At 57.4% G+C, this 12,680-nt stretch carries 10 protein-coding genes; 5 read left to right on the plus strand and 5 right to left on the minus strand.

What is annotated here, in order from left to right; all coding sequences use genetic code 11:
* Positions 1-64: 64 nt before the first annotated feature.
* From KOSB73_RS13380 to mdtH, 3 genes are all read right to left on the minus strand, one after another.
* The gene (locus KOSB73_RS13380) at positions 65-625 is read right to left on the minus strand and encodes a lipoprotein (RefSeq protein WP_004131365.1); all 561 of its coding nucleotides are present in this window, start codon (positions 623-625) and stop codon (positions 65-67) included.
* A gap of 135 nt (positions 626-760) precedes the next feature.
* Positions 761-1,408 (minus strand): glutaredoxin 2, encoded by a 648-nt coding sequence (gene grxB, locus KOSB73_RS13385; protein WP_024359555.1) that lies wholly within the window; start codon positions 1,406-1,408, stop codon positions 761-763.
* A gap of 65 nt (positions 1,409-1,473) precedes the next feature.
* The gene (gene mdtH / locus KOSB73_RS13390; RefSeq protein WP_024359554.1) at positions 1,474-2,682 is read right to left on the minus strand and encodes a multidrug efflux MFS transporter MdtH; all 1,209 of its coding nucleotides are present in this window, start codon (positions 2,680-2,682) and stop codon (positions 1,474-1,476) included.
* Positions 2,683-2,911: 229 nt separating this feature from the next.
* Here mdtH and rimJ point away from each other — a divergent pair, with 229 nt between their 5' ends.
* From rimJ to murJ, 4 genes are all read left to right on the plus strand, one after another.
* Positions 2,912-3,496 carry a ribosomal protein S5-alanine N-acetyltransferase gene (rimJ, locus tag KOSB73_RS13395; protein WP_098140580.1) on the plus strand — a complete coding sequence of 195 codons (585 nt, stop codon included), beginning with the start codon at positions 2,912-2,914 and terminating at the stop codon, positions 3,494-3,496.
* A 9-nt stretch (positions 3,497-3,505) separates the two neighbouring features.
* Entirely contained in the window at positions 3,506-4,153 is a 648-nt protein-coding gene (locus KOSB73_RS13400) for a YceH family protein (protein ID WP_098140581.1), read from the plus strand.
* A 2-nt stretch (positions 4,154-4,155) separates the two neighbouring features.
* Positions 4,156-5,079 (plus strand): Gfo/Idh/MocA family protein, encoded by a 924-nt coding sequence (locus KOSB73_RS13405; RefSeq protein WP_098140582.1) that lies wholly within the window; start codon positions 4,156-4,158, stop codon positions 5,077-5,079.
* A gap of 112 nt (positions 5,080-5,191) precedes the next feature.
* Positions 5,192-6,727: a murein biosynthesis integral membrane protein MurJ gene (murJ, locus tag KOSB73_RS13410; RefSeq protein ID WP_004137225.1), complete on the plus strand. Its 1,536-nt coding sequence runs from the start codon at positions 5,192-5,194 to the stop codon at positions 6,725-6,727.
* A gap of 52 nt (positions 6,728-6,779) precedes the next feature.
* On the opposite strand, the gene KOSB73_RS13415 is transcribed toward murJ, so the two are convergent.
* Positions 6,780-7,994: an MFS transporter gene (locus tag KOSB73_RS13415; protein WP_024359551.1), complete on the minus strand. Its 1,215-nt coding sequence runs from the start codon at positions 7,992-7,994 to the stop codon at positions 6,780-6,782.
* 109 nt (positions 7,995-8,103) lie between these two features.
* Here KOSB73_RS13415 and KOSB73_RS13420 point away from each other — a divergent pair, with 109 nt between their 5' ends.
* Positions 8,104-9,039, plus strand: a complete 936-nt coding sequence (locus tag KOSB73_RS13420; RefSeq protein ID WP_024359550.1) for a LysR family transcriptional regulator — start codon at positions 8,104-8,106, stop codon at positions 9,037-9,039.
* Between the two features lie 35 nt (positions 9,040-9,074).
* On the opposite strand, the gene rne is transcribed toward KOSB73_RS13420, so the two are convergent.
* Positions 9,075-12,314, minus strand: coding sequence for a ribonuclease E (gene rne / locus KOSB73_RS13425; protein WP_098140583.1), 3,240 nt, complete (start codon positions 12,312-12,314; stop codon positions 9,075-9,077).
* Positions 12,315-12,680: the final 366 nt, after the last annotated feature.

A 12,680-nucleotide genomic window follows, 5' to 3' on the forward strand; every position in this document is an offset into this window, starting at 1 on the left:
AAGCGTAAACGTTTTCCTTTGCATCAACTTCCGTAAAAAAACGGGCGCTTCAGCGCCCGAGATATTAGTTTGTGAACGGGATAATAATCTCTCCGGGCTTCACCTCAATACCTTTAGCATACTTTTTCGCCAGCGCTTCACCGGTGCTGGCATCTTCGCGCAGCACGTAGGCAGGCTGCTGATTGAAGTAGCTACGCAGGGATTGATTCAGATAAGGGATCAGCGTCTGTACCACAGACTGGAGTTTTTCCGGCTGAACTTTGGCATCGACGACCTCCATCTCCTGCAGGAAAATGGCTCCCTTTTCTTTATTAAACGCCGGCAGCGCTTTGAGCTTCAGATCGATGGTCGCTTTCTGGTTCCCGAAGAGTGAATTCAGATCTAAATTAGCCACGCCGCTTAACGTCACTTTGTTTGGTTCTTCACGGCCAATAGCGCTGGTAAGATTTTGCAGCTCAATATGGGCATCCGCTACGCCTGGCAGGCCAATATCCTTAGCGAAGTGATTACGTTTCTGCAGCGCCTGATTAATTTCCTGCTCGCTCACGGAATATTGCGTGAGCTGGTTACAGGCGCTGAGCAGGCCGCTAACAATAAGCACGGCCGCGATAAACATCTTTTTCATTGGATTCCTTAATGTCATGCCATGGGTTCATCCTGACACAAAGCAGCATGGCTCGCCAGCGCAGGAGGTGCTAGCGGAAAAGACTGAAAAAGAGGCGTATGGCAGCGAAGGGCCAACCCTTCCGCTGCCTTCAGGTTAAATAGCCATTGAGGAAAGCAGGTTGATCTGCGTCTGTTTGGCCATGTTGTCACGATAGGCGGCCACCCGGCTCGGCCAGTTCACTCCGGCAACCAGCGTCAGATTCCTCAGCAGAGGGAAGAGATGAATATCATCTTCAGAGAGCTCTCCGTTAACGGCGTTAGGCTGGACGATCGATTTATCCAGCGCCCGCAGATCGTCGCTGATGTTCTTAACCAGACCGGGGGAATGGGCGAGATGGTCGGCAAAGCTGCCGATAGCCGCCTCTTTCTTTTTTACGAAATAGGCGCGCGCCTCTGGCGTTGCGAATTCATCAAACGCGGATTTGGCAAAGCGAGGGATGAGCAAGCGGTTAGCGTAGCCGTTGACCTTCCTGAGCCAGGTTTCAATCGCCGGATTACGCTTGCCGGTAAGCAGCGGTTTGCCGTCCAGCTTATCGACGTAGTGCACGATATCCATGCTTTCCGGCATATAGCGGCTATCGTCTTTTTGCAGGATTGGCGCCATCTTCTGGCCGATCATTCGGGTTGGGGTTACTTCATCATCGTTCAGGAGCGCGATCAGTTCGACGGGGATATTTTTCAGGCCGAAAATCATGCGGGCTTTAAGGCAGAACGGGCAGTGATCGTAGATATATAACTTCACGTTTCTCCTCCATTGTTACTGAACATCCTCAATTCAGTATGGAGGAGAAACGAAGGACCGGCAAATCAGGTACGCGGCTCCAGCATTCCGGAGGCCGAACGTTTTGGACTGAACTGCCACCACAGTGCGATAAACGTCGCGAGGCCGATAACGCCCAGCATCAGCCATGGCAGCTCCGGCTGACCTGCGGCCTTACCGGCGTCGAACAGCCAGCCGCCGCCTGCGTAGCCGAAAGCGCCGCCGAAGGCTAATCCTAAACGGCTAAAGCCCATATAGCTGCCGCGCGCTCTGGCATCCGCCAGCGAAGCGCCCAGCGTCTCGCGTGCGGGTTCAGCGATAATTGAACCTATATAAAACACGCAGATCAGCGTAAACAGCTGCTGCAGATTGCTGCTCAGGCCAATCGGCATCATCGCGAAGGTCATGATCAGCAGGCCGGCCATCAGGCGATGCTCAAGGCGGAAGCGCTTTTCGCTCCAGCGGGCAATCGGGTACAGCAGCGTCAGCGAAATGGTCGCTTCAATGGCGTACATCCATTTTACCGCCGCCGGAGAACCCGCAATATCGTTAACCATGATCGGCAGCATTAGCATCACCTGCACCGCCAGCATGTAATATCCGGTTAGCGTCAATACGTAGGTGACAAAGCGTTTGTCGCGCAGCACGCGTCCCAGCCCTTCACGAACCGGCGTTTTGACCGTCGACAGCTTCCAGGCCGGGAGATACCAGGCGTTGAATGCCGCGCAGGCGATAAACAGGGCCGCCCCGGCGCTGCACACCAGACGAAAATCATATTGCAGCAGCCAGCTACCCAGCAGCGCGCCGATCACCGCCCCTGCGCTGTCCTGCATCATCAGGATAGAAAAGAAACGTCCGCGCTGGTGCGGGCGTACCAGCTTGACCACCAGCGCCGCCCGCGGCGGATCGAACAGCGTGCCGCCAAGACCTGAGAGAATGCAGGAGAGCCACAGCACCCATGGCTCATGGGCGACGGCCATCGCCGCGAAACCGGCCGCACGCATCAGCATACCGGTGACGATCATCGGTTTGGCGCCAAAACGGTCGGCAATGGCGCCGCCAAATATCCCTAAACCTTGCTGCACCAGCTGACGCAGTCCGAGCGCAATCCCGACCATCAGCGCAGCCCAGCCCATCTGGTCGACAAAGCGAATCGAGATAAGCGGGAATACGACGAAAAAGCCAAGTACGACCAACATGTTATCGACTAACAGGAAATATTTACCCAGGCTCCTTGCCTGCGATACGCGGGACATTTCCCCTCCCGGGAAAAATAAGGATAAGCGCTGATATTCTGCGGGGATAATGGCTATTTTCCCAGCTAACTTGCGACAATATTTTTTTATCAAAATGCAAGAACGATAGAGCCTATTCATCGAAAAGCAGAGGTGGTGCAGAAAATGGTATGTTGCTGTTTTCACTCAACCGCGCAGGACAGGTATAGTAAAGTCAGCAAGTATTGCGTCTGGGGAACAGGAGAGGGGAATGTTTGGCTATCGCAGTAACGTACCGAAGGTGCGTTTGACGACGGACCGGCTGGTGGTACGGCTGGTGCACGATCGTGACGCCTGGCGTCTGGCCGATTATTACGCGGAAAATAAAGGGTTCTTAAAACCCTGGGAGCCGGTGCGCGACGACAGCCACTGTTATCCTTCCGGCTGGCAGGCGCGTTTATCGATGATTTCTGAGTTCCATAAGCAGGGCTCGGCGTTCTATTTTGCCCTGCTTGACCCGGAGGAAAAAGAGATCATCGGCGTGGCGAATTTTTCGAACGTGGTGCGCGGTTCGTTTCATGCCTGCTATCTCGGCTACTCCATCGGTGAGAAATGGCAGGGGCAGGGGCTAATGTATGAAGCGCTGACCTCGGCGATTCGCTATATGCAGTGCACGCAGCATATCCATCGCATAATGGCAAACTATATGCCGCATAATCAGCGCAGCGGCGATTTGCTGGCGCGTCTGGGCTTTGAAAAAGAGGGTTACGCCAAAGATTACCTGCTTATTGATGGGCAGTGGCGCGATCACGTACTGACGGCGTTGACGACACCGGACTGGACTCCGGGTCGCTAAGGAGACATCATGAAATATCAGTTAACCGCGCATGAAGCGCGGGTCATTGGCTGCCTGCTGGAAAAGCAGGTCACCACGCCGGAGCAGTACCCTCTATCGGTTAACGCGGTGGTCACCGCCTGTAACCAGAAAACGAACCGTGAACCGGTGATGTCGCTCAGCGAAAGCGATGTCCAGGATCTGCTCGATACCTTAGTGAAGCGCCATTATTTGCGAACGGTCAGCGGTTTCGGCAATCGGGTGACCAAATATGAACAGCGCTTCTGCAACTCTGAATTTGGCGATCTGAAATTATCCCCGGCGGAAGTCGCTATTATTACCACCTTGCTGCTGCGCGGGGCGCAGACGCCCGGTGAACTGCGCGGTCGCGCGCAGCGGATGCATGAATTCAGCGATATGGCGGAGGTTGAAAGCGTCCTCGAAAACCTGGCGACGCGGGAAGATGGCCCCTATGTCGTGCGTCTGCCGCGGGAGCCTGGCAAGCGTGAAAGCCGCTATATGCATCTGTTCTGCGATGATATGGATTCACTGATAACCGTCGTTGAGGCCGTGTCGCCCGCTGGCGACGATCTGCAGATGCGCGTAGAGGCGCTGGAAGCGGAAGTCGCCGAGCTGAAAGCGCGCCTGGATTCACTGCTGGTTCACTTGGGAGATTAAGCATGTCGGCAAAACTACGTATAGGAGTGGTTGGCCTGGGCGGTATTGCGCAAAAGGCGTGGCTACCGGTGCTGGGGGCCGCCGATGGCTGGACGCTACAGGCGGCGTGGTCGCCGGGCAAAGAGAAAGCGCTGCGTATCTGCGAAACCTGGCGGATTCCCTATGCGGATTCTCTGGAGCAACTGGCGGCGCAGTGTGACGCCGTGTTCGTGCATACTTCCACGGCTTCACATTATGAAGTGGTTTGTCGGTTGCTCAATGCCGGCGTTCATGTCTGCGTTGATAAACCGCTGGCGGATAAGCTCAGCGATGCGGAGACGCTGGTTGAGCTGGCCGCCCGCCGTCATCTCACGCTCATGGTCGGGTTTAATCGCCGTTTTGCTCCGCTCTATCGCGAGTTGAAGACGCAGCTCGGAAACGCAGCCTCGCTGCGGATGGACAAACACCGCAGCGACAGCGTCGGCCACGATCTGCGCTTCACGCTGCTGGATGACTATCTGCACGTGGTGGATACGGCCTTATGGCTGGCGGGCGATAAGGCGCGTTTAAGCGGAGGAGCGCTGCACACCACGGCTCAAGGTGAGATGCTGTATGCCGAACATCATTTCACGTCCGGGATGATACAGATCACAACCAGTATGCACCGCCGCGCCGGAAGCCAGCGGGAGTGGGTTCAGGCGGTGACCGACGGCGGCTTATATGAAGTCCGCGATATGCGAGAGTGGCAGGAGGAGCGGGGACGCGGAGTGATACAGCGCCCAATTCCCGGCTGGCAGACCACCCTTGAGCAGCGAGGCTTCACCGGCTGCGCGCGGCATTTTATCGAATGCGTGCAAAATCAGACGGTTCCTGAAACGTCCGGGGAGCAGGCGCTGCTGGCTCAGCGGGTGGTGGATAAACTCTGGCGCGAAGCGATGAGCGAATAATCCGTTGTAACAACTGGCAGTAGTAATTCAGTATGAACCCGGTAGACTATCGCCACTTTCCCGCGCCCGCATTTGCGGGCGTTCTACTTCAGGGTTGTGGAATAACACGTTAATGAATCTATTAAAATCACTGGCGGCCGTCAGTTCGATGACCATGTTTTCGCGCGTGCTGGGCTTTGCGCGCGATGCGATTGTCGCACGTATTTTTGGCGCGGGGATGGCCACCGACGCCTTCTTCGTTGCTTTCAAACTCCCGAACCTTTTACGACGTATTTTTGCTGAGGGCGCATTTTCTCAGGCTTTTGTGCCGATTCTTGCTGAATATAAAAGCAAGCAGGGCGAGGACGCGACCCGCGTTTTCGTCGCTTATGTATCCGGATTGCTGACGCTGGTTCTGGCGCTGGTCACCGTTGCCGGTATGCTGGCGGCGCCGTGGGTGATTACCGTCACCGCGCCGGGGTTTGCCGATACGCCGGAAAAGTTCGCCCTGACCACTCAGCTCTTGCGCATCACTTTTCCCTATATTCTGCTGATCTCCCTGGCGTCGTTAGTTGGCGCTATCCTGAATACCTGGAACCGCTTTTCGGTTCCCGCTTTTGCCCCGACCTTCCTTAACGTCAGCATGATTGGCTTTGCGCTGTTTGCGGCCCCCTATTTTAATCCGCCGATGCTGGCAATGGCGTGGGCGGTAACGGTTGGTGGTATTTTGCAGCTTGCCTGGCAACTGCCGCATCTGAAAAAAATCGGCATGCTGGTGCTGCCGCGGGTCAACCTTAAAGATGCTGGCGCGGTGCGGGTGGTGAAACAGATGGGGCCGGCGATTCTCGGCGTCTCAGTCAGCCAGATATCACTGATCATTAACACTATCTTTGCCTCATTCCTCGTTTCCGGCTCCGTGTCGTGGATGTACTACGCCGATCGTCTGATGGAGTTTCCGTCCGGCGTGCTGGGCGTGGCGCTGGGGACCATTCTGCTGCCGTCGCTATCAAAAAGCTTCGCCAGCGGCAATCACGATGAATACTGCCGTTTGATGGACTGGGGATTGCGCCTGTGCTTCCTGCTTGCGCTACCGAGCGCGGTGGCGTTAGGGATCCTGGCCAAACCGCTGACGGTCGCGCTATTCCAGTACGGGAAATTTACCGCTTTTGATGCCGCGATGACCCAGCGTGCGCTGGTGGCGTATTCTGTCGGGCTGATGGGGCTTATTGTGGTGAAAGTGCTGGCACCCGGATTCTATTCGCGCCAGGACATTAAAACGCCGGTGAAAATTGCTATCGTCACGCTGATCATGACGCAGGTGATGAACCTCGCCTTTATTGGCCCACTGAAGCACGCTGGTCTGTCGTTGTCCATTGGTCTGGCGGCCTGCCTGAACGCCGCGCTGCTCTACTGGCAGCTGCGGAAACAGAAAATTTTTACGCCTCAGCCGGGCTGGTTCCTGTTCCTGCTGCGCCTGGTGATTGCGGTGATTATCATGTCAGCGGCGCTGTTGGGCGTGATGTACCTGATGCCGGAGTGGTCGCAGGGGACGATGCCGTTCCGCCTGCTGCGTTTAATGGTGGTCGTAGTCGCGGGTGTTGTCGCCTATTTCGCCACGCTGCTGCTGCTGGGATTTCGCGTGAAAGAGTTTGCTCGCCGTACGGCCTGAGCTGACTGAACGCAGTAAAAGCCGCTCTGCAGTTGCTGCAGAGCGGCTTTTTTTATCTGACGGTTCGCTGCGCGGATACGACCCTGGCGCTTTCCAGCAGGCGGATCCCGAGGGCAATCGCGCCGGTGATGACGGCCAGCGTCACCACACCGCTCCAGCCGGCCACAACATACAGTTTGCTTCCCAGCACTGAACCCAGCGACATGCCAATAAAGACGCCGGTGAACAGCAGCGCATTGAGACGACCGCGCGCCTGAGGTTCCAGGCCATACACCAGATTCTGGTGAGCCACGAGGCTGGATTGCAGTCCAAGATCAAAACCGACGGCCGAAATGGCAATCAGGATCAGTTGACCATGCGGCGGCAGTGCAGGCAGCAGAAACATCAGGGCAAACGAAACGGTAACCAGCGCGGCCCCCATTTGCGTGACTTTTTCCGCGCCGAACTTGTCGGCCAGGCCACCGGCCAGCGGCGCGGCGAGCGCCCCGGCGGCACCCGCTATACCAAAACCGCCGGCTACCGCGCTGCCCATCTGATAGTGCGCCAGCAACATGACCGCAAGCGTTGACCAGAAAGCGCTGAAGGCGATAGAGAGGAATCCCTGAGCGAATGCGGCGCGACGCAGGGCCGGATAGCGTTTCCACAGATGGGCCATCGATTTCATCAGCTGCGGATAGCTCAGGGTTGAGTGAATCTCAAAGCGCGGCAGGACGCGCCACATCACCAGCCCAATTAGCGCGATGCTGACCGCCGCCGCCTGATACATCACCCTCCAGCCGAATAGGGCGCCCACCAGTCCGCTGACGGTACGCGACAGCAGGATCCCCAGCAGCAGGCCGGTCATCACCGTCCCCACCATTTTCCCTTGCTTGCCCGCAGGAGCCAGAATCGCGGCTGCCGGTACGATATCCTGCGCCATGGTCGCGGCCATACCGATAAGCAGGCTGACAATCAGCAGGGAGGTCAGCTGACCGGTGAGGCTGCAAAGTAGCAGAAGGACGGCCAGCGCGGCGCTTTTCATCAGGATCAGTTTCCTGCGGTCGTGACGGTCGCCAAGCGGGAGAAGAAACAGTATGCCCAGCGCGTAGCCGGCCTGGGTCAGAGTCGGAACCAGACCCATGCCCTCAACGCTCAAATGCAGGTTAGCCCCCATCAGGGGTAACAGCGGTTGCGCGTAATAGATTGAGGCGACGCTGAAGCCCGCGCCCAGCGCAAGGATGAAAATAACCCACCCGGCGGCGCGGGTGGTGAGTGGAACTGGTGTCATGATGGATTCCTCTTAGAAGCGATGGCGCTATTTTTCCCCTAATCGCGCTGGCGCGGTAGATAGCCCGGTGGTAAAACGGTTATACGTTAAACGTATAGGCAAAATAAAAATGAAGAGGCAAGAGCGTATAGATCGTATCGAACTGATGCGTACCTTTATTCGTATTGTCGAGGCCGGTTCTCTCTCCGCCGCAGCGGCGCAGATGAATACAACCCAGGCGACGGTAAGCCGACGGCTTCAGTCACTGGAGGCGTTGCTTGGCGCAAAGCTGATTCTGCGTACCACCCACGCGATGAAGCTGACCGATGATGGTGAGCGCTGCTATCAGCACGCCCGCCAGGTCGTCGATGCCTGGCTGGCGCTCGAGGACGACCTGCGGATCACCGATGATCGGCCCGTGGGAATATTACGAGTGCGGGCGCCGCATGCGTTCGGTCAGCAGCAGCTGCTGGGGCCGCTGGTGGATTTTTTGCAGCGCTATCCCCAGCTGTCGGTGGAATGGATGCTGAACGATAAGACGGTTGATTTCCTGAGCGAGGGTATCGACTGCGCGATTCGCGTGGGAGCGGAGGTGGATCCGGCTACGGTATCGGTATTGCTGGCCGAGGTTCCACGCAGCGTAGTCGCGTCTCCGACGCTGCTGGCGAACTCGCCGCCGTTAAGCGCGCCGCAGGAGATGTCGATGCTGCCGTGGATAGCCATCAGCACGTTTTATCAGCACGAGGTGACGCTGCGGTCTCAGACGGATGAACAGATCGCCACCTTCGGTATCGCGCCGTGCCTGAGTACCGATAGCGTGCATGTCGCGCGTAATACCGCGCTGGCGGGGCTGGGCGCGGCGATCGTATCGAGCTGGGCGGTCGTGGAGGATATCGCCGCCGGGCGTTTGGTGGAGCTGTTCCCGCAGTGGCGAGCCTCGCCGCTGCCGGTCCACCTCGTCTATCCCTGGGCGCGCTACTATCCGACGCGGTTGCGTAAGTTTCTCGATCTGATGCGCGAGGTCATGCCTCAGGTAGCGGGGATGCAGCGGCCGGAAGGGGAATAAAAAAAGACCGGCCGCCAGGGCCGGTCTTGTAGAGGTTACTCTACGGACTGCGGACGGGTAGGTCCGGCAGTGGCTTTATGCGTGGCGCTATGGCCGCCAGCAGAGCCTTTACCGTCAAAATCAAAGTTCGGGCGAACCCAATCGCTTTGACGCGGCGCTTCGGGCACGTAGTCTGGTGCAGGCGCACGCGTCATCGGCGCCGTCGCGTGACGATTGGCGACCTTAACTACCGGCGCGGCTTCGACAGCTGGCTTAGCCTCAACCACCGGCTCCGCTACTGGCGCTGGCGCGGAAACGACAGGCGCTTCTTCAACAACCTCAGGCGCTTCTTCGGCTGCAGCAGGTTCGGCTACAACGGGTTCAGACACAGGGACCGTTGCTTCCGGCTCGACGGCGTCTTTCGCATCAACTTCGACGGCTTCTGCGACAACGTCTTCGACTACGGCTTCATCGGCTTTTGCAATCAGCTGCGGCTGTTCATCTACCGGGGTGGCGATAGCTTCCGGATGGGTAGTTTCAACGACCGGGACTTCCGGTTCGTTAATCACCGCCACAGGTTCGGAGATGGCTGCGCTATCTTCGGCTGCTGCCGGCGCAATGACTTCAGAAACAACCGGCTCGGCGGCAGCCGCTGGCGTAATGATCGGCTCAGCCGCAGCGACGGAGAACTCCTGAACCGGAGCGTCTTCCTGCTGCTGGTCCTGCGGACGAACCACCGGATAGCGGATCCACACTTTACCAGACGCCATTTCCGGCGATGCGCAGGCAACGGTCAGCGGCATCGGGGATTGCGTCGGGTAACGCTCATCACGGTAGCGACGACGGCGCTGGCCGCTTACGCGCAGGTGACGAGGCGAGCGACGCGAACGGCGCGGCATGCCGTTAGATTCGCGGGCTTCACCGTTGTCGTCATGTTCCGCAGCTGTCTCAACGACCGCCGGCAGATCGACTTTTGCCAGTTCAGTACGTGGAGCAACGGTTTCCGGCTGGACGACAGGCGCTTCGGTTACCTGCGCTGCGGCTACCGGCTCGACAACCTGCTCAGCGGCAGCCGATTCGAAACGAACCTTCTGCGGCAGCTGACGCGGTTTACGACGCGGCATAGTCTGGACGCGTTCTTCCTGCTCGCTATCCTGTACGATTGGCTCTTCACGGGTTTGCGTTTTGGCTTCCTGCGGAACCTGACGTTTATCATCGTTACGACGACGATTACGTTCGCGGCGCGGCTGCTGCTCGTCGCGAGCTTTGCCTTTTTCGCTATCTTCTACCGTGGTCTGGCGAATTTCGCGCGGCTCGGCGTTCTGCTGCTTCTCACGACGGTTACGGCGGTTTTCTTCGCGAGACTCCCGGCCTTCGCTATTCTCGGCACGACTATCACGACTATCGCGATTATCCCGGTTGTCACGACGGTCATTGCGATCGCGGCGGTTGTTAGAACGCGGTTTACGACGCTCCTGCTGACGTTCGGATTTCTCTTCCGCTTTTTTCTCAACCTGAACTTCTGCCGGTTTAGTCTCTTCCGCGCCGGAGAACATATTTTTCAGGGCGCTGAAGAAGCGGGCAATCAGACCAGGCTGGGCCGGCGCTGCGGCCTTCGGTGCGGATGCGGCAGGCGTAACGGTAGCTATTGCCCTCGTCGGCTCTTCCTGTGCCGGAGCCGGAGGGGCTTCAGGCATGACAAAAGCGGCCAGCGCCGGTTGTTCCGGAAGCTTACGCTCGGCCGGCTCTTCATCAGAAGGCATGGCCATCTCTTCTTCGTGCAGTTTCGGCAGCAGATAGCTCAGCGTGGAGGTTTCTTCGCCTTTACGCACGCGCAGAACGGAGTAGTGCGGCGTTTCCATCTGGTCGTTTGGCACGATAATGACGCGCACATCGGTCTGACGGGTTTCAATCGCGCTTACCGCAGCACGTTTTTCGTTCAGCAGGTAAGAGGCAATCGGCACCGGCACGATAGCGTGAACTTCTTTGGTGTTCTCTTTCAGCGCTTCTTCTTCAATCAAACGCAGAATGGAAAGCGACAGCGATTCGTTATCGCGCACGGTACCCGTTCCGCTACAGCGCGGGCAGACATGATGGCTGGACTCGCCGAGCGACGGGCTCAGGCGCTGGCGCGACATCTCCAGCAGTCCAAAGCGTGAAATATGGCTGATCTGGATCCGCGCTCGGTCCTGACGGACGGCTTCGCGCAGGCGGTTTTCCACCGCACGCTGATGGCGAACCGGGGTCATATCGATGAAGTCGATAACGATCAGGCCGCCAAGGTCGCGCAGACGCAGCTGACGAGCGATTTCATCTGCCGCTTCCAGGTTGGTGTTAAACGCCGTTTCTTCGATGTCGCCGCCGCGGGTGGCTCGTGCGGAGTTGATATCGATAGCGGTCAGCGCTTCGGTGCTGTCGATAACGATAGAACCGCCGGAAGGCAGACGCACTTCACGCTGGAAAGCGGATTCAATCTGCGATTCGATTTGATAGTGGCTGAACAGCGGGATTTCCCCGGTGTACAGCTTAATTTTGCTGCTAAAATCCGGACGACCCAGCGCCGCGATGTGCTGGCGAGCCAGCTCAAGCACTTTCGGGTTATCAATCAGAATTTCGCCGATATCCTGGCGCAGATAGTCGCGGAACGCGCGCACAATCACGTTGCTTTCCTGATGGATCAGGAACGGAGCAGGGCGATTTTCTGCGGCTTTCTGGATGGCTTCCCAATGCTTCAGGCGGAAGCTTAAGTCCCACTGCAGCGCTTCGGCGGACTTGCCGACGCCGGCGGTGCGAACGATAAGTCCCATGCCGTCCGGCAGCTCAAGGCTGGCCAGCGCTTCTTTAAGTTCGGTGCGATCGTCACCCTCGATGCGGCGTGAAATACCGCCAGCGCGTGGGTTATTCGGCATCAGCACCAGATAGCTGCCCGCCAGGCTAATAAAGGTCGTCAGCGCGGCGCCTTTATTGCCACGCTCTTCTTTATCAATCTGGACAATAACTTCCTGACCTTCACGCAGCACGTCCTTGATGTTCGGACGACCATGAGAATTGTAGTTGGCAGGGAAGTATTCGCGGGCGATTTCTTTAAGAGGGAGGAAACCATGACGCTCGGCACCATAATCAACAAACGCGGCTTCGAGGCTAGGTTCTATACGAGTGATTTTGCCTTTGTAGATGTTCGCTTTTTTCTGTTCGTGCCCGGGGCTTTCGATATCCAGGTCGTACAGGCGCTGCCCATCAACAAGGGCGACGCGCAACTCTTCCTGCTGAGTTGCGTTGATTAACATTCTTTTCATCGTAACTTACTCATTATTCTTACATTGACGACTAAGCTACGGGCAGAGTAACGCCTTACCGGGGGAAACCGATGGCCTCGTGTCTGTTTCACGTCGCCAACCTCACGGTTGTCGCGCGCTTAAGAGGCGCAGAGTGTCGGTCGCCTGTATTTCAAACGGAAACACAGCGCAATTATCAGGGGAACTGCCTGGGATGTATCACCAGAGAAGATTCCATTTATACCCATCGTTTTTCACGTAGCCGGCGTGGCGGCTTAACCTGCTCATCTTAATCATTTGATCCAGATGAGCGCCGGGATATCCCAGTGTGAACGCCTTCCTGCGCCGTGAAATCCATAGAGCCTGTACCGGTAAGGACTGCAACCC

Source organism: Klebsiella grimontii, assembly GCF_900200035.1.
GTDB classification, from domain to species: Bacteria; Pseudomonadota; Gammaproteobacteria; order Enterobacterales; family Enterobacteriaceae; genus Klebsiella; species Klebsiella grimontii.